The 19,381-nt window shown below is 73.9% G+C and carries 6 protein-coding genes; all 6 read left to right on the top strand.

The features are described from left to right. Positions 1-86 precede the first annotated feature (86 nt). The 6 genes from ACESMR_RS19510 to ACESMR_RS19535 are packed head-to-tail and all read left to right on the top strand — an operon-like array spanning position 87 to position 19,356. The gene (locus tag ACESMR_RS19510; protein ID WP_373048793.1) at positions 87-7,970 is read left to right on the top strand and encodes a PfaD family polyunsaturated fatty acid/polyketide biosynthesis protein; all 7,884 of its coding nucleotides are present in this window, start codon (positions 87-89) and stop codon (positions 7,968-7,970) included. Next, entirely contained in the window at positions 7,967-14,758 is a 6,792-nt protein-coding gene (locus ACESMR_RS19515; RefSeq protein ID WP_373048794.1) for a beta-ketoacyl synthase N-terminal-like domain-containing protein, read from the top strand. The genes ACESMR_RS19510 and ACESMR_RS19515 overlap by 4 nt, the downstream gene beginning before the upstream one ends. Then, entirely contained in the window at positions 14,758-15,798 is a 1,041-nt protein-coding gene (locus ACESMR_RS19520) for a 3-oxoacyl-ACP synthase III (protein WP_373048795.1), read from the top strand. The genes ACESMR_RS19515 and ACESMR_RS19520 overlap by 1 nt, the downstream gene beginning before the upstream one ends. Before the next feature lie 5 nt (positions 15,799-15,803). Continuing rightward, on the top strand, positions 15,804-16,709 hold the full coding sequence (locus ACESMR_RS19525; RefSeq protein WP_373048873.1) for an alpha/beta fold hydrolase: 906 nt from the start codon (positions 15,804-15,806) through the stop codon (positions 16,707-16,709). Beyond that, positions 16,706-18,364 carry a fatty acid CoA ligase family protein gene (locus ACESMR_RS19530; RefSeq protein ID WP_373048796.1) on the top strand — a complete coding sequence of 553 codons (1,659 nt, stop codon included), beginning with the start codon at positions 16,706-16,708 and terminating at the stop codon, positions 18,362-18,364. The genes ACESMR_RS19525 and ACESMR_RS19530 overlap by 4 nt, the downstream gene beginning before the upstream one ends. Further along, on the top strand, positions 18,361-19,356 hold the full coding sequence (locus ACESMR_RS19535; protein WP_373048797.1) for an NAD-dependent epimerase/dehydratase family protein: 996 nt from the start codon (positions 18,361-18,363) through the stop codon (positions 19,354-19,356). Before ACESMR_RS19530 ends, ACESMR_RS19535 begins: the two co-directional genes overlap by 4 nt. The last annotated feature ends 25 nt before the right edge of the window (positions 19,357-19,381 follow it).

Here is a 19,381-nt window from a genome sequence, read left to right on the forward strand (position 1 = left end):
AGATCGGTTGAGGGGCGGGAGGGCCGGTGTTAGAAGCCGCGGCTTCGCACCAGCACGAACCGCCACGAGCGGGAGGAGGTCGGTCGATGGTGGGGAAGCAGCGGCTCGCGCGTCACGCACTCGGCGCCTGGACCCCGGGCGTCACGCAGCCGCGCACCGGCACGGGCGCCCTCCGGACCGCCCTCGAGCGCCTCGGGGCGCCGCTCTGCGTCGTCGACGTCGGCGGCCGCCCTGCGGTGGCGGAAGGCGGCGCGGCGCGCCCCGGCGCCGTCGCCGGCGGCGACGCCCTCCCCCTCCTCGGCTACGTGCCCGCCCTGCTCCCCGAGCAGCTCGGCGATGCCGCCTTCCGCGAGGCCCACGGCCTGCGCTACGCCTACGTCGCCGGCGAGATGGCCAACGGCATCGCCTCGGTGGAGATGGTCGAGGCGGTGGCCCGGGCCGGGATGCTCGGCTTCTTCGGTGCAGCGGGGCTCCCGCCGCAGCGGGTCGAAGCAGCGCTCGTGCAGCTGCGCGAGCGACTCGGCGACCGTCCCTGGGGCGCGAACCTGATCCACAGCCCCTCGGATCCCGCCCTCGAGGCGGCGCACACCGAGCTCTTCCTCCGGCACGGCGTCCGCCTCGCCAGCGCCTCGGCCTACCTCGATCTCACCGCGCACGTGGTGCGCTACCGCGTCCACGGGATCCATCGCGCCGCCGACGGCACCGTGGTCACGCCCAACCGGCTGGTGGCCAAGGTCTCCCGCACCGAGGTGGCCCGGAAATTCCTCGCGCCGCCGCCGGCGCACCTCCTGCGCGAGCTCGTGGCCAGGGGGCAGATCACCGAGGAGCAGGCGCGCCTCGCCGAGAGCATCCCGATGGCGGAGGACGTCACCGCCGAGGCGGACTCCGGCGGCCACACCGACAACCGGCCGCTGGTGGTGATCCTCCCGGCGATCCAGGCGGTGCGCGACGAGCTCCAGGAGAAGCATCGCTACGCCGTGCGGCCCCGCGTCGGCGCCGCCGGCGGCATCGCCACCCCGGCAGCGGCAGCGGCGGCCTTCTCCCTCGGCGCCGCCTACGTCATCACCGGCTCGGTGAACCAGGGCTGCCGCGAGGCGGGCACCTCCGATCTCGTCCGGCAGCTCCTCGCCGAAGCCGGCACCACCGACGTGGCGATGGCGCCTGCAGCCGACATGTTCGAGCTCGGCGTGGAGGTGCAGGTCCTCTCCCGCGGCACGATCTTTCCGGTGCGGGCGCAGAAGCTCTACGAGCTCTACCGCGCCCACGAGAGCGTCGAGTCGCTGCCGACCGCGGTCCGAGCGGAGCTGGAGAAGAAGTACTTCCGCTGCACGCTCGAGGAGGCGTGGGAGGGCTGCAAGGCCTTCTTCGCCGAGCGCGACCCGGCACAGATCGACAAGGCGGCGCAGGATCCGAAGCACAAGCTCGGCTTGATCTTCCGCTCGTATCTGGGCCGCTCCTCCGGCTGGGCGAACGAGGGCGTCGCGGATCGCCGCCTCGACTTCCAGGTGTGGTGCGGCCCTGCGATGGGCGCGTTCAACGAATGGGCCCGCGGCAGCTTCCTCGAGAAGTGGGAAGCGCGGCAGGTGGTGCCGGTGGCGCGGAACCTCCTCGCCGGCGCGGCCTTCCTCGCCCGTGTGGCCGCGTTGCGGGCGCAGGGCCTCGCCCTGCCGGCGGAGCTGGAGCGCTTCGCCCCCCGCGAGGCGGAAGCCCTCGACGCGATGTGCGCGCCAGCGCCCGCGCCCGTGCAGCAGCAGCAGCCCGCAACGCCGGCGCGGGAGAGCGGAGAACGGAAGGAAGATGCCATCGCCATCGTCGGCATGGCGGCGCTCTTCCCGAAGGCGCAGGACCTCGCCAGCTTCTGGCGCAACATCCGCACCGGCGTCGACACCGTGGGTGAGATCCCCGCCACCCACTGGTCGCTCGCCGACTACCACGATCCGGATCCGAAGGCCCCCGATCGCACCTACGCCAACGGCGGCGCCTTCCTCGATCCCACGCCCTTCGATCCCACCGAGTTCGGCATCCCGCCGAGCATCCTCGAGGCCACCGACACCTCGCAGCTCCTCGGCCTCGTGGTGGCACGCCAGGCACTCGAGGACGCGGGCCTCGGCGAAGGCGCAGCGTGGGATCGCAGCAGGGCCAGCGTGCTCCTCGGCGTCACCGGCACCCAGGAGCTGGTGATCTCGCTGGGCGCGCGGCTCGGCCATCCGCATTGGAAACGCGCCCTCGACGAGGCGGGCGTGCCGGCGGATCAGGCAGCCGACGTGATCGAGCGGATCGGGCGCGCCTACGTGGGCTGGCAGGAGAACTCCTTCCCCGGCCTCCTCGGCAACGTCGTCGCCGGCCGCATCGCCAACCGCTTCGATTTCGGCGGCACCAACAGCGTGATCGACGCTGCGTGCGCCTCGTCGCTCGGCGCGGTGCACATGGCCTGCATGGAGCTCCAGACCGGCAAGGCCGACGTGGTCCTCACCGGCGGCGTCGACACGCTCAACGACATCTTCATGCATATGTGCTTCAGCAAGACCCCGGCGCTCTCGCCCACCGGTCATGCGCGCCCCTTCTCCGCCCAGGCGGACGGGACGGTGCTCGGCGAAGGGCTGGGCATGCTGGTGCTGAAGCGCCTCTCCGACGCGGAGCGCGACGGCGACCGGATCCACGCGGTGATCCGCGGCATCGGCACCGCGAGCGACGGCCGCGCGAAGAGCATCTACGCCCCGCTGCCGAGCGGCCAGGCCCGGGCGCTCCGCGATGCCTACCGCACCGCCGGCGTCTCGCCGCGGAGCATCGGCCTCCTCGAGGCCCACGGCACCGGCACCAAAGCTGGCGACGCCTGCGAGTTCGAGGCGCTGGAGACGGTCTACGCCGAGGCGAGCGACGAGCGCGGCTGGTGTGCCCTCGGCTCGGTGAAGTCGCAGATCGGCCACACCAAGGCGGCTGCCGGCGCAGCGGGCTTGATCAAGGCGGCCCTCGCCCTGGCGAACAAGGTGCTCCCGCCGACGATCAAGGCGGACGAGCCCAACCCCGCGATGCGGATCGCCGAGAGCCCCTTCCACCTCGCCACCGAGGTGCGGCCCTGGATCCGCGGGGAGACGCCCCGGCGCGCAGCGGTGAGCGCCTTCGGATTCGGCGGCAGCAATTTCCACGCGGTGCTCGAGGAATACCGCGCGGAGCGGACCGCTCCGATCTGGGACGGCGCTGCGGAGATCGTGGCTTTCTCCGGCGCGCACGCAGCAGCGCTCGCCGCCGGCCTCGACGAGCTCGCGGCGATCGAAACACCGGCGCTGCGCACCTTCGCCGCGCGGAGCCGGGCGCGCTTCTCGTCTGCAGCTGCCCACCGGCTGGTGCTGGTGCTCGAAGCAGGCGCCGATCGCCCCCGCCGGATCGAGGCGGCACGCGCGCTCCTCGCGAAGGGCCCCGGCCATCTCGCCGAGGGCGTCCACTACGGCACCGGCGCCGTGGGACGCCTCGCCTTCCTCTTCCCCGGCCAGGGCTCGCAGCGCGTGGGCATGCTCCGCGATCTCACCTGCGCCTTCCCCGAGATGCTCGAGGCGGTGGAGGCAGCGGGCGCGGTGGCGCAGGCGATCTATCCGGCGCCCAGCTCCGATCCCGACGTGCGCAAGGCGCAGCAGGCGGCGCTCACCGCCACCGACGTGGCGCAGCCTGCCCTCGGCGCGGTGGAGGGCGGCCTCCTCGGTCTCCTCGGCCGCTTCGGCGTCCGTCCCGATCTCGTCGCCGGCCACAGCTACGGCGAGCTGGTGGCGCTGCACGCTGCAGGAGTGCTCGACGCCGAGGGGCTGCGCCGGGTCTCGGCGCTGCGCGGCAGGCTGATGGCGGGCGACGGCGGCGACCGCGGCACCATGCTCGCGGTCCACGCGCCGCTCGCGGCCCTCGACGCGCTGATCGCCGAAGAGAAACTCGACGTCGTCCTCGCCAACCGGAACGCGCCGGCGCAGGGCGTGCTCTCGGGCAGCCGCGCGGCGATCGATCGCGCCGAGGCTGCGTGCAAGGCGCGGGGCCTCCGCGCGAGCCGCCTGCCGGTGGGCGCCGCCTTCCACAGCGCCCTCGTCGCCGATGCGGCGGCGGCGTTCCGCGCGGGCCTGGCCGAGGTTTCCTTCGGCGCCGCGGCGCTGCCGGTCTTCGCCAACACCACCGGCGGCGCCTATCCCGCTGCGCCGGAGGCGATGCGCGAGCTGCTCGGCAACCAGCTCGCCGCGCCGGTGCGCTTCGTCGAGCTGGTGGAGTCGCTCCACGCAGCAGGCGCGACCACCTTCCTCGAGGTCGGTCCGCGCACGGTGCTCGGCGGCCTCGTCCGCGCGATCCTCGGCGAGCGACCCCACCATGCTATCGCCGTCGATGCGTCGCAGGGGCAGCGCGACGGCCTCGTCGATCTCGCCCACGCCCTGGCGGCGCTCGCGGCCCGTGGCCACGAGGTGCGCCTCGAGGCCTGGGAGAATCGGCAGCAGCCGCCCCGCAGCGGCGCCGCGCCCCGGCGCCAGATGCGCATGAACGTTCCCCTGACCGGCGCGAACCACCGCGCGCCCCAGCCCCCGCTTCCGCGCAAGGAGCGGCAGGCGCCGCGCGAGATCCCCGCGCAGCCCGAGCCGCCGGCACGCACCCCGGAGATGCCGATGTCCCAGCCCACCGATCCCCAGTCGACCGCGCTGCTGCTCGAGGCGCTCCGCGCCAACGGCGAGACCCTGCGTGCCCTGCAGCTGCTCCAGGAGCAGACCGCGCTGGTGCACCAGCGCTTCCTCGAGGGGCAGGTGGCGGCGCAGCAGAGCTTCGCCGCGCTCCTCGGCGCGCAGCAGCAGCTGGTGACGCAGGCGGTGGGCGGTCCGGTGCCGATGCCGATGCCTATGCCGGTGATTCAGCCGATGCAGCCGATGCAGCTGCCGACGCTTCCCGTCGCGGCGGCGCCGGCGCCCGCGTTCGTGCAGCAGCCGATCCCGGCGACCGCGTTCGTCCAGCAGCCCGTGCCCGCACCTGCGCCTGTGCACGCCGCGCACGCGAATGGCTACGCCGCTGCTGCGCAGCAGAATGGCCACGCGCCCGGCAACGGCGTCTCCCACGCCAACGGCGTCCAGCACCACGCGCCCGCTCCCGCCCCCCGCCCCGCAGCGCCCGCCCCCGTCGCCAACACCGCGGTGGCAGCAGGCAAGGACGTGGTCGCCGAGCTCCTCGCCGTGGTCTCCGAGGCCACCGGCTACCCGCAGGAGATGCTCGAGCTCGACATGGATCTCGAGTCCGATCTCGGCATCGACTCGATCAAGCGCGTCGAGATCCTCTCGCTCCTCGGCAAGCGGATCCCCGACGCCCCCGCCGTCGATCCCGAGAAGCTCGGCAACCTCCGCACCCTGCGCCAGGTGGCAGCCTTCGTTGGCGGCGGCGACGCGAAGCCCGCGCCCGCCCCCGCCGTGGCAGCGGCTGCCCAGCCCGGCGACGCACAGGGCGTCCTCCTCGCCGTGGTCTCCGAGCTCACCGGCTACCCGGAGGAGATGCTCGACCTCGAGATGGATCTCGAGGCCGACCTCGGCATCGACTCGATCAAGCGCGTCGAGATCCTCTCGCTCCTCGGCAAGCGCCTCCCCGACGCCCCCGCCGTCGATCCCGAGAAGCTCTCGGGCCTGCGCACCCTGCGCCAGGTCCTCGAGTTCTGCGCCCCCCGCGAGCGCGGCGCCCGTGCCGCCACCGCCACCAGCGCGGCAGAGCCCGCCCCCGACGCACAACGAGCGTCGCTCCTCCGCCGTGAGGTCGTCGCATCCAGGCTGGGCGAAGGCGCGCCGCGTGCGCTGCCGCAGGGCCCGATCGCCATCACCGACGACGGCGACGGCCTCGCGGGCGCCCTGGCTGCCCACCTCGTCGCGCAGGGCGCCGACGCGAAGGTGCTCCCCCTCGGCGCGGCAACCGACTGTGCCGCGCTGGTGATCTGCGCCGGCCCCGACTGGACCGAGGCGCGCCTCGCCGACGCCTTCGCCCAGGTGCGCGCCGCAGCGCCCACCCTGCGGGAGAAGCGCGGCCTGCTCGCCACCGTCGCCCGCCGCGACGGCGGCTTCGGCCGCCTCGACGCGAGCGCAGGCAACCCCGCCCACGGCGGCCTCGCCGGCCTCGCCAAGACCGCAGCGCGGGAGTGGCCCGAGGTCGCCTGCAGGGCCCTCGATCTCCACGCGCACCTCGCCCCTGCGGAAGCAGCGGCGCTCCTCGCTGCCGAGCTCCGCAGCGAGGGTCCCGAGGAGGTCGGCCTCGGTCCCGCAGGCCGCGTCGGCCTCGCCCTCGCCGCAGCGGAGCAGCCGCAGGCCACCGACCGGATCCGCCCCGGCGAGCTGGTGGTGGTCACCGGCGGCGCCCGCGGCGTCACCGCCGCCTGCGCCGTCGAGCTCGCGAAGGCACGGCGTCCCACCCTCCTCCTCCTCGGCCGCTCGCCCCTCGAGGCGGCGGAGCCCGCCTGGCTCGCAGGCGCCGACGACGAGGCGGCGATCCAGCGCGCGCTCCTCGCCCACCGCTTCACCGGCACGCGCCCCACGCCGCTGCAGCTGCGCAAGGCCTGTGCGGAGGTGCTCGCCCAGCGCGAGATCCGCTCGACCCTCGCCGCCATCGAGGCGGCTGGCGCCACCGCCCTCTACCGCGCCGTCGACACCCGCGACGCGGCGGCCCTCGCGCAGATCCTCGAAGGGACGCGGCGCACCCACGGCCCGGTCCGCGGCGTCGTCCACGGCGCCGGCGTGCTGCGCGACAAGCGGATCGAGGAGAAGAGCGACGAGGATTTCGCCGCGGTCTTCTCCACCAAGGTCGACGGCCTCAAGGCCCTGCTCGCCGCCTCGGCAGGCGACGACCTCGCCTTCCTCGCCCTCTTCACCTCGGTGAGCGGCCGCTTCGGCCGCCGCGGCCAGGTCGACTACGCGATGGCGAACGAGACCCTCACCGCCCTCGCCCTCGCCGAGTCCGACCGCAGGCCGGGCTGCCGCGTGGTGGCGCTCGACTGGGGCCCGTGGGAGGGCGGCATGGTCACCCCCGCGCTGGCGAAGGAATTCGCCCGCGAGGGGATCGCGCTCATCCCGGTGCAGGCCGGCGCGGCGCTCCTCGCCGGCGAGGTCTGCGCAGCGCCCGGCGGCGCGGTGGAGCTGGTGATCGGCGCGGGCTTTCCCGGCGGCAGCGCACCCGAGGTCCCCGAGAAGCGCATCGCCGCAGCGGTGCGCGTCGATCCCGTGACGCACCGCTACCTCGCGGATCACCAGCTCGCCGGCAAGCCGGTGCTGCCGGTGGTGATGCAGATCGAGTTCCTCGCAGCGGCAGCTGCACGCGCCGTCCCCGGCGGCGTGGTGCTGGCGGTGGAGGATTTCCGCCTGCTCAAGGGCGTGATCGTCGAGGGCCCGGTGGATCTCACCGTCTGGCTCGCGGCCCCGACGAACGGCAGGATCGAAGCGGAGCTCCGCGGCGCAGGCGACAGGATCCACGCCCGCTGCACGGTGGTGCTCGGCGCCGGCGCGCCCCTCGCGCCGCTGGTCGAGCCGCAGTCCCTCGCCCCGGCGCCCTACGACGCAGAAGCGATCTACGCCGAACGGCAGCTCTTCCACGGCCCGCGCTTCCACGCGATCGCGGCGGTGGACGGGATCGGCGCGAAGGCGATCGCCACCACGCTCCACACGAAGGCGATCGATTGGATCGAAGGCGCCACCTTCACCACCGCGCCCCTCGCCCTCGACGGCGTCTTCCAGGCGCTGGTGCTCTGGTGCCGCGCCCACCTCGGCGCCCCCTCGCTACCGAGCCGCCTCGGCGCCTGGCGCCAGCGTGCGCTCCCCTTGCCGGCGCAGGTGCGGGCGGTGGCGCGGGTCCGCGCCATCGAGGGGAGCACCGCGGTGGCGGACGTCGATCTGCTCGACGAGAGCGGCGCCGTGGTCGCGCAGGTGGAGGGTTACGCCTGCACCGCCAGCGCCTCCCTCGAAGCAGCCTACGGGAGCGCCGCAGCTTGAAGCCTTTTGCGATCGCGATCTGCGCGGCGGCCTGCCGCTTCCCCGCCGCCCCCGATCTCGAGGGGCTCTGGGATCTGGTGGTCGCCAGGAAGAGCGCCGTGCGCGAGGTGCCGAAGGGCCGCTGGCCGGTGGATCCCGCGGCGATGCACGTCGGCAAACTCGGCGTCCCCGACCGCGCCGCGTCGCTGCGCGGCTGCTTCCTCGATCCGGTGGCGCTCGATCCGGCGCTGCGCATCCCCGGCCTCGATCCCGACCGCCTCGACGAGGTCCACCGCCTCGCGCTCCAGGTGGGCGCGGAGGCGTGGCGCGGCGCAAAGACCGACGGTCTCGACAAGGCCCGCGTCGGCGTGATCCTCGCCAACATCGCCCTGCCCACCGAGCGCCTCTCGGCGCAGACCCGCGCCCTGCTCGGCGACGACTTCGCCAGGCGCGCCACCGGCACCGAGGCGCATTTCACGCCGGCAGGCGCGAAGCCTGCGGCAATCGAGCGCCACACCCTCGCCCTCCCCGCAGCGCTCCTCGGGCAGGCGCTCGGCCTCGGCGGCGGCACCACCACCCTCGACGCCGCGTGCGCCTCCTCGCTCTACGCGATCCAGCTCGCCTGCATGGAGCTCGAAGCGGGCCGCGCCGACGCGATGCTCGCCGGCGGCGTCTGCCGCCCCCAGTCGATCTACACCCAGGTCGGCTTCAGCCAGCTCCAGGCCCTCTCGCCCAGCGGCCGCTGCGCCCCCTTCGACCAGAGCGCCGACGGCCTCGTGGTCGGCGAAGGCGCGGGCCTCTTCGTGCTCAAGCGCCTCGAGGATGCGGAGGCGCAGGGCGACACCATCCTCGGCGTGATCCGGGCGGTGGGCCTCTCCAACGATCGCGGCGGCTCGCTCCTCTCACCAGAGAGCGAGGGGCAGCTCCGCGCCATGCGCGCCGCGTGGGATGCGGCGGGCTGGGCCCCGGGCGACGTCGACCTGGTGGAATGCCACGGCACCGGCACGCCCCGCGGCGACGCGGTGGAGCTTTCGAGCCTCGTGGAGCTGCTCGGCGACAGCGACGCCGCCTTCGGATCGGTGAAGGCCAACGTCGGCCACACCCTCACCGCCGCAGGCGCAGCGGCGCTCTGCAAGGTGCTCCTCGCCCTGCGCCACCAGACGCTTCCCCCCGCCACCAACGCCGCAGCAGCGAGCGCCCGCGCGCACGGAAACCTGCGCCTCCTCGAGGCGCCCGCAGCCTGGGAGGCGAAGGAGCGGCCCCGCCGCGCTGCGGTGAGCGCCTTCGGCTTCGGCGGAATCAACGCCCACCTCCTCGTCGAGGAGCACCGGCCCACGCAGCGCGCCACGCAGCGCGCCGCACCGCAGCCCGTGCCGGTGGCGATCGTCGGCATCGGCGCCCACGTGGGCAGGCTCGCGGGCAAGCGGCGCTTTCGCGAAGCGCTCCTCCGCGGCGAGAGCGTGCTCGACGCCCGTCCCGCCTCCCGCTGGCATGGCGTGGAAGGCGAGCCGCTCCCGGGCGCCTGGCTCGAAAGCCTCGAGGTCCCGGTCGGCAGGTACAAGGTGCCGCCCCGGGAGATCCCCGCGCTCCTGCCGCAGCAGCTCCTCGCGCTCGAGACCGCCCGCGAAGCGGCGGCGGACGCGAAGGCCCTCGGCGAGAAGAGCCGCACCGGCGCCGTGGTGGGCCTCGGCCTCGATCCCGACACCAGCTCGTTCCACCTGCGCTGGACGCTGCGCCAGAGCGCGAAGTGTTGGGCGGAGGAGGCGGGCCACCCGCTCGACGACGCGGCCCTCGACGCCTGGGTGGAGGAATTGTTGCCGGCCCTCGGCCCCGCGTTGGACGCCCCCCGCGTCCTCGGCGCCCTCGGCGGCGTGGTGGCGGGGCGGATCGGCAGGGAGCTCTCCCTCGGCGGCCCGAGCTTCGCCATCGCCGGCGCGGAAGGCGCCGGACTCCGCGCCCTCGAGGCGGCGGTGCGCCTGCTCCAGCGCGGCGAGGTCGACGCGATGATCGTCGGCGCGGTGGATCTCGCCGGCGATCTGCGCGCGGTCCGCGCCACCGACGAGCTGCGCCGCTACAGCCGCAGCGGCAGCACCCGCCCCTTCGACGAGAGCGGCGACGGCCCCACCGTCGGCGAGGGCGCGATCGCCCTGGTGGTGAAGCGCCTCGACGACGCAGCCCGCGACGGCAACCGGATCTACGCGGTGGTCCGCGGCCTCGGCAGCGCCACCGACTACGAACAGGCCCTGTCCGCTGCCTGGGCGGAGAGCGGGATCGATCCCGCCAGGGCGACGCTCCTCGCTGCCCACGGCAGCGGCGATCCCGAAGAGGATCACACCGAGGCAGCGGCGCTCCACCGCTTCTTCCCGGCAGGTGACGAGAAACGCTGCGCCATCACCTCCACCCGCGGCGTCCTCGGCGACACCGGCGCCGCAGCGGGCCTGGCCTCGGTGGCCCACGCGGCCCTCGCCCTCTTCCACGAGGTGCTGCCGCCGCTCGCCGGGATCCACACGCCCCGGAAGGGCCTGCCCTGGGACGAGGGCCCCTTCCACCTGCCGCGGGATCCGCAGCCCTGGCTGCGCGACCGCGCCGAGGGAGCCCGGGTCGCCGGCGTCTCCTCCGTCGGCCTCGACGGCATCTGCCAGCACCTCGTCCTCGAGGGCTTCGAGCACGCCCCCGAGGCCTTCCGCGACGAGCGGGCGCTGCCGCTGGGCGAGCGCGCCGCCTCGCTCTTCGTGGTGCAGGGACGCGACGAGGCGGAGCTCGCCGCGCGCATCGCCGATCTGCGCCGCCGCGCCACGGGCGCCCTCGAGCCGCTCGCCGCAGCGTGGTGGCGGGAGCACGGCGTGCAGCCCGGCCTCGCCACCCGCGCCTTCGTGGCGGGGGATCGCGACGAGCTCCTGCGCGCCCTCGAGCGTCCGACGGTGGCCAGGCCGATCGAGGGACGGATCGCCTTCGTCTACCCCGGCTCCGGCAACCATTACGTCGGCATGGGCCGCGCCCTCGGCCTCGCCTTCCCCGAGCCGATCCGCGCCCTCGATCGCACCACCGGCCAGCTGCGCAAGCAGGCGATGCAGGCCTTCTACGCGCCGTGGCGCTGCGACTGGGGCGAAGGCGCCGAGGCCGACGCGGCGCGGCGTCTCGCCGGCGAGCCGGCCCGGATGATGCTCGGCCAGGTGGGCCACGGCATCACCACCAGCGCGGTGCTCCGCCACCTCGGCGTGCACCCGCAGGCGGCGATCGGCTACAGCCTCGGCGAGTCCGCGGCGCTCTTCTCGGTGGGTGCGTGGACCGACCGCGACGGCATGTTCGAGCGCACGCTCGCGACGCCGCTCTTCACCGAGGAGCTCGCCGGCAGCTACGAGGCGGCGCGCCGCGCCTACGGCGAAGCGGGCTGGCACGTGGCGGTGGTGAACCGCGCCGCGCCGGAGGTGCGCGCGTCGCTCCGCGGCGCGGCGGCGCTCCTCATCGTCAACGCGCCGGGTGAGTGTGTGATCGGCGGCAGCCGCGCCGACGTCGAGGCCACCATCGCGGCGCTGGGCTGCGAGGCCCTGCCGCTCGAGGGTGTGCCCACCGTCCATTGCGAGCTGGCGCGCGACGCGGCGCAGGCCTACCACGCGCTCCACGTGCAGCCGACGCAGGTGCCCGACGGTGTCACCGTCTACTCCTGTGGCGACGCTGCGCCCTACGTGCCCACGCCTGGCGCCTGCGCCGACTCGATCCTGCAGAACGCGCTCCATGGCTTCGATTTCCCCGCGGTGATCGAGCGGGCCTGGAACGACGGCGTGCGGATCTTCGTGGAGGCGGGGCCGCAGGGCTCCTGCACCCGGATGATCGGCCGCATCCTCGCGGGGCGCGAGCACCTCGCGGTGAGCGTCTGCCAGCGCGGCGTCGATCCGGCGCGGAGCGTGCTGCAGGCGCTGGCAAAGCTGGCGGAGGCAGGTGTCCCGATCGATCTCGCGCCGCTCTATGGGGTGGAGGGCGGGATCGAAGTCGCGGCGCCGGAGCGGCCCGCGGCGACGGTGCGGGTGGTGGTGGGGCGGGAGTCCGCGCCGCTGCCGCTGCCGCTGCCGCCCTGGAGGAGGAGCGTGGTGGAGAAGAAGGCCCCCGATTACCAGGCGCCCGCGCCCGCCGCGGCACCGGCGCCCGCCGCAGCAACGGCCGACCGCCTCCGCGCGGCGCAGGGTCTGCTCGCACAGGCCGCGCAGACCGCTGCAGCCCACGGCCGCTTCCTCGAGCACGCCGCAGGCTCCTTCGCGCTGCAGCAGCAGGCGATCGCCCAGCGCACGCAGCTGCTGGCCCGGCTCGGCGGCGCCACGGTCGCGCCGGCACCGACGCCGATGCAGGCGACCCCCGTCGCGCCCAGCCACACGGCCGCCCCGATGCAGCCCAACGCCGCGGCGCCCAACCACGCGGTCACGTTCGAAGCCCCCCGCAGCCTCGACCGCGACGCCTGCATGGAATACGCGATCGGCTCGATCGCGAAGGTCCTCGGCCCCCGCTTCGCCGAGGTCGACGGCTACCCCACCCGCGTGCGCCTCCCCGACGAGCCGCTGATGCTCGTCGACCGGATCACCGCCATCGCGGGAACGCCCGGCAGGATCGGCCCCGGCCGCGTCGTCACCGAACACGACGTGCACGAAGGCGCCTGGTACCTCGACGGCGGCCGCGCCCCGGTCTGCATCAGCGTCGAGGCAGGCCAGGCCGATCTCTTCCTCTCCGGCTACCTCGGCATCGATCTCCTCACGAAGGGCGAGCGCGTCTACCGCCTCCTCGACGCGCAGGTGATCTTCCACCGCGATCTCCCGAAGGCCGGCGAGCGGATCCGCTACGACATCCGCATCGATCGCTTCATCCGCCAGGGCGACACCCACCTCTTCTTCTTCGCCTTCGACGGCACCATCGACGGCGAGCCGCTCATCACCATGCGGAGCGGCTGCGCCGGCTTCTTCAGCCCGGCGCAGCTCGCCTCGGGCAAGGGGATCATCGGCGACCTGCCGAAGGACGACGCCCCGCCCCGTGCCGGCAGCAAGCCCTTCGCGCCGCTCCTCCCCGTGGCGCGGGAGAGCTACGGCGACGCCGAGGTGGAGGCGCTCCGCCGCGGCGATCTCGCGGCGGCCTTCGGCCCCGCCTTCGCCGGCATCGACCTCGCCGAATCGCTCCGCCTGCCCGGCGGGCGGATGGCGCTGGTCGATCGCATCGTCGAGCTCGATCCGGCAGGCGGCCGCTACGGCAAGGGGCGGATCACCGGCGAGGCCGACATCGCCCCGGACGATTGGTTCCTCACCTGCCACTTCTCCGACGATCCGGTGATGCCGGGCACGCTGATGTACGAGTGCTGCCTGCACACGCTCCGTGTCTACCTGCTCCGCCTCGGCTGGGTCTTCGACGCGGCGGACGCCCCGGCGGATCTGCACGTCGCGCCCTTGCCCGGCAACACCAGCAAGCTGCGCTGCCGCGGCCAGGTGACGCCGACCACGAGGCGGGTGCGCTACCGCGTCGACATCCGCGAGATCGGCTACGGCCCCGAGCCCTACGTCCTCGCGGACGCCTCGATGTTCGTCGACGACCTCCACGCCATCGAGATGGAGGGGATGAGCCTGCGCTACGCCGGCGCCACCGCCGCGCCGATCGAGGCGCGCTGGCGCGAGGAGCGCCACCCGACCTTCGGCAGGGATCACGTGCGCGCCTTCGCCGGCGGCAAACCCTCCGCCGCCTTCGGCGATCGCTACGCCCGCTTCGACGGCGGGATGCGCATGGCGCGGCTGCCGCGGGCGCCCTTCTCCTTCGTCGACGAGATCCGGGCCACCGCCGGCAGGCGCTGGGAGCTGAAGGCCGGCGCCGCTGCAGAAGGGCGCTTCGCCGTCGTTCCCGACGCCTGGTATTTCGGCGCCGGCCGCTCCGGCGAGATGCCCTACGCCGTGCTCCTCGAGGTGGCGCTCCAGCCCTGCGGCTGGCTCGCCGCCTACCTGGGCGCTGCGCTGAAGAGCGAAAACGAGCTCTTCTTCCGCAACCTCGAGGGCAGCGCCACGCAGCACCGCCCCGTGCTTCCCGACGAAGGGGAGCTCGTCACCACCTGCACCCTCGACTCGGTCTCCGAGGCAGGCGGGATGATCCTGCTCCAATACCGCTTCGCCACCGTGGGCGAGCGGGGCCCGGTGATCGAGGGCACCACCCGCTTCGGCTTCTTCCCCGAGCGCTCGCTGGAGAAGCAGGCGGGGCTCGGCGTCGACGGCGCCTCCCTCGAGCGGCCCACCGCCGCACCGGTGGAGCTGCCACGCGAGGCGCCGCTCCAGCCCCACGAGGCAGGCGTCACCGGCGATCCCGATCAGCTCCGGACCAGCTGGCCCGCCCCTGCCCTCGGCCTGCCCGCAGGCGCCTGGCAGATGCTCGACCGCGTGGCGCTGCAGCACGAGGGCGGCCCCGACGGCCTCGGCCTCGCCGCGGGCCTGCTCGACGTCGATCCGCAGGCCTGGTTCTTCCACGCCCACTTCTTCCAGGATCCGGTGATGCCCGGCTCGCTCGGCGTCGAGGCCTTCCTCCAGCTCCTGCAGCGCTGGCTCCTCGGCCGCTTCCCGGAGAAGGCGGCGACCCACCGCGTCGCCTCCGCCAACGGCGCGCCCCACCGCTGGATCTACCGGGGCCAGGTCCGCCCGAAGGATCGGACGGTCGAGGTGATCGTCCACCCGACCGCCATCACCCAGGGTGAAACACCGACGGTGAAGGCAGACGGCTGGCTCCTCTGCGACGGACAGGTGATCTACTCCATGCGCGACTTCAGCCTGCAGCTCGTGCCCAAGGATGCCCGCTGATGCGCTGGTCCCGGGTCCACGTCGAGGCGATCGGCTACGAGCTCCCCGAGGAGAAGGTGCGCTCCACCGATCTCGAGGCGCGCCTCGCGCCGCTCTACGAGAGCTTGCGCCTGCAGCCCGGGCAGCTCGAGGCCCTCACCGGGATCCGGGAGCGCCGCGTCTGGCCGGCGGGCACCCGGATGTCCGACGTCGCGGCGAAGGCAGCACGCAAGGCCCTCGCCGACGCGGCCCTCGACCCGCACGATCTCGGCGCGGTGGTCTACGCAGGCGTCTGCAAGGACGACCTCGAGCCCGCCACCGCCTGCGCCGTCGCGGCGGCGCTGGGCACCAGCCCCGACGCCTGGGTCTTCGACGTGGCCAACGCCTGCCTGGGCGTCCTCAACGGCATGGTGGAGATCGCCAATCGGATCGAGCTCGGCCAGATTCACGCCGGCCTCGTGGTCTCGGCGGAGAGCTCCCGCCACATCGTCGACCAGACCATCGACCGGCTGCTGGCGGCGCCCTCCCTCGAGGAGCTGCGCAGCTGCCTCGCCACGCTGACTGGCGGCTCCGGCGCCGTCGCGGTGCTGCTCACCGACGCCTCGCTGGCGAAGAAGCGCCACCGCCTCCTCGGCGGCGCCGCCCTCTCCGCTCCGGCCCACCACGGCCTCTGCCGCTGGGGCCCGCCGGCGGGCCTGCTCGGCGAGATGCCCTCGGTGGCCAACACCGACGCCTCGGCGATCCTCACCCACGGCGTCGATCTCGGAAAGCGCACCTTCGCCCGCTTCCTGGGCGCACTCGACTGGCAGGGCGCCGACATCGACAAGGTGATCTGCCACCAGGTCGGCGGCGGCAACCGCAAGGCGATCCTCGGCACCCTGGGGATCGACGAGCGCCGCGACTTCTCCACCTTCCCGACCCTCGGCAACATGGGCACGGTGGCGCTCCCCGCCACCGCCGCCATCGCGGATCAGGTGGGCTTCCTCCGGGCGGGCGACCGCGTCGGCTTTCTCGGCATCGGCAGCGGCCTCAACTGCCTGATGCTCGGTGTGCAGTGGTGACCGCCATGACCTTCGACCTCGCCCCGCATCGCAGCGAATATCCCTGGACCGGCAAGCACCTCGACGTCGGCGGCGGCGTGCGCCTCCACTACCTCGACGAAGGGAGCGGCGAGCCGGTGGTGATGCTCCACGGCAATCCCACCTGGTCCTTCTACTTCCGCCACCTGGTGCGGGCGCTCGCGCCGACCCACCGGGTGATCGTGCCGGATCACGTGGGCTGCGGCCTCTCCGACAAGCCCGGCGACGATCGCTACGACTACACCCTGGAGCGCCGCGCTCGGGACATCGGCGCCCTCCTCGATCGGCTGGAGCCCGAGCGGAAGATCACCCTCGTGCTCCACGACTGGGGCGGGATGATCGGCCTGGTCTGGGCGATGCGGCACCTCGAGCGGATCGAGCGGATCGTGGTGCTCAACACCGCCGGTTTCGGTCTGCCCGAGGGGCGGATCCTCCCCTGGCAGATCGGGATCATCCGCCACCTGCCCCAGGTGCTCACCGGCGCGGTGCGCGGCTTCAACGCCTTCGCCCGCGGCGCAGCGGCGCTCTGCTCCACCGTGCCCGGCAGGATGACGCCGGCGGTGAAGGCCGCCTACCTGGCGCCCTACGACAGCTGGCAGAACCGCATCGCGGTGCAGCGCTTCGTCGAGGACATCCCCCTGCAGCCCGGTGACAAGAGCTGGGAGCTGGTCGCGGCGGTGAAGAACGACCTGCCCCGGCTCGCCGGCATCCCGGTGTTGATCTGCTGGGGCGCGAAGGATTTCTGCTTCGACGACCACTTCCTCGCGGAGTGGAAGAAGCGCGTGCCCCATGCCGACGTCCACTACTTCGAGGACGCGGGCCACTACGTGCTCGAGGACGCCCACGAGCGGATCGTGCCGCTGGTGCGCTCCTTCGTCGGGGTCGGGGCGTGATCCGGGAAGCAGCGCCGCAGCAGCCGGGCTGCAACATCGCCTCCCACCTGCCGGCGATGGCCAGGCTCCAGCCCCACCGCCGCGCGGTGGTGGCGCCTGCAGGCAGGGACGCGCAGGGCCGGGTCACCTGGTCCCACCTCACCTTCGCCCAGCTCGACCAGCGCTCCGACGCCATCGCCAGGGGCCTGCGCCGCGTAGGCGTCGCGCGCGGCACCCGCACCGTGCTGCTGGTGAAGCCCTCCCTCGACTTCTTCGCCCTCACCTTCGCCCTCTTCAAGCTCGGCGCGGTGATCGTGCTCATCGATCCGGGCATCGGCCGCAAGGCGCTGGTGCGCTGCCTCGACGAGGTGGAGCCGGAGGCCTTCGTCGGCATCCCCGCCGCCCACGTGGCGCGGCTCCTCTTCCGCAAGCCCTTCCGCAAGGTCCACACCCTGGTGACCGTGGGCCGGAAGCTGTGGGGTGGCCACACCCTCGAAGATCTCGTCGATCCGGGCCCCTTCGAGATGGCGCCGACGACGCCCGATGAGGTGGCGGCGATCCTCTTCACCTCCGGCAGCACCGGGATCCCCAAGGGCGCGGTCTACACCCACGGGATCTTCGACGCGCAGGTCCGCCTCATCCGCGCGCTCTACGGCATCGAGCCCGGCGAGATCGATCTGCCTACGTTTCCGCTCTTCGCCCTCTTCGATCCGGCGCTGGGGATGACGGCGATCCTGCCCGACATGGACGCGCGCTTCCCGGCCCGCGCCGATCCGGCCAGGCTCCTCGAGGCCATCACCGATCACGGCGTGACCAATATGTTCGGCTCGCCGGCGCTCCTCGACAATCTCTCCCGGCACTGCGTCGCCAGGGGGCTCCGCCTGCCCACCCTGCGCCGCGTCCTCTCCGCCGGCGCGCCGGTGCGCAGCGACGTGCTCGCGCGGACCGCCGCGCTCCTCGATGCGCCGGCGCAGGTCTTCACCCCATTCGGCGCCACCGAATCGCTGCCGGTCTGCAGCATCGGCAGCGAAGAGGTGCTCCGCGAGACCGCCGCGGGCACCGCAGCGGGGAAGGGGATCTGCGTGGGCCGCCCTGCGCCGGAGATGCTGGTGCGGATCATCCACACCAGCGACGAGGCGATCGAGCGCTGGTCCGACGAGCTGCTCGTGCCCCGCGGCACCGTGGGCGAGATCACCGTGCGCGGCCCCGTGGTCACACCCGGCTATTTCGCCAGGCCCGAGCAGACGCGGCTCGCCAAGATCGACGACGGCGGCCAGGTGGTCCATCGCATGGGCGATCTCGGCTGGGAGGACGAGGAGGGCCGGATCTGGATGTGCGGCCGCAAATCGCATCGGGTCGAGACGGCGGCAGGTACGCTCTACCCGGTGATGGTGGAAGAGGTGCTCAACCAGCACCCGGCCGTGCTCCGCACCGCGCTGGTCGGCGTGGGGCCGAAGGGTGCGCAGCAGCCGGTGCTGCTGGTGGAGCCCGAAGCCCACGCCTCCACCGCCTGCCTCGTCGACGAGCTGCGCACGCTGGCCGCCGGCAACGCGGCCACGGCGGGCATCGAGGATCTCCGGCTCCACGAGAAACCCTTCCCCGTCGACGTCCGCCACAACGCGAAGATCGAGCGGGAGAAGCTCGCCCGCGCCGCGGCGAAGCGGAGCGCGCGGTGAAGGCCCTCGTCACCGGCGGCGGCGGCTTTCTCGGCTCCAACCTGGTGCGGGCGCTCCTCGCCCGCGGCGACGAGGTGCGGGTCCTCGCGAGGGGCGACTATCCGGCGCTGCGCGCCCTCGGTGCCGAGACGCTCCGTGGCGACGTGAGCGACGGGGAGGCGGTCCGCGCCGCGTGCGCCGGCATGGAGGTTGTCTTTCACACCGCCGCCCTCGCCGGCGGCTGGGGCGATCCGCGGCGTTACGAGGCGGTGAACGTCGGCGGCACCGAGAACGTGCTCGCCGGCTGCAGCGCTGCAGGTGTGCCCGTGCTCGTCCACACCAGCACGCCCAGCGTGGTGCACGTGGGCGGCGACATCGAGGGGGGCGACGAGTCGCTTCCCTACGCCGACGAGTTTCTCGCCGACTACCCGCGCACCAAGGCGGAGGCGGAGCGGCGGGTCCGCGCGGCGAGCGACGAGCGCCTGCGCACCGTCTCGATCCGCCCGCACTTCATCTGGGGTCCGGGGGATCGCCACCTGCTGCCGCGGCTCGTCGAGCGTTCCCGCGCCGGCAGGCTGCGGCGGGTGGGCGGCGGCGATCCGCTGGTCGACACCATCTACGTGGACAATTGCGTCCACGCCCACCTGCTCGCCGCCGACCGCCTGCGCGCTGGTGCGGCGATCGGCGGCAGGGCCTATTTCGTCAGCGACGGCGAGCCGGTGGGCGTCTGGACCATGGCCAACCGCATGCTCGAAGCTGCTGGCGAGAAGCCGATCGCGGGGTCGGTCCCCCGCTTCGTCGCCCACGGCGCCGGCGTGATGCTCGAGGCGTGGCACCGCCTGACCGGCAACGAGCGCGAGCCGCTGATGACCCGCTTCGGCGCCTCGCAGCTCGGCCACGCGCAGTGGTTCGACATCGGCGCCGCCCGGCGCGACCTGGGCTACGAGCCGATCGTCTCCCGGGAGGAAGGGCTCCGCCGCCTGGCGGCGCGCTTCGCCACGCCGTCGGTGTGAGCATCTTTGAACGACCGGCAGGAAC

The organism is Vulgatibacter sp. (genome assembly GCF_041687135.1).
GTDB lineage: Bacteria > Myxococcota > Myxococcia > Myxococcales > Vulgatibacteraceae > JAWLCN01.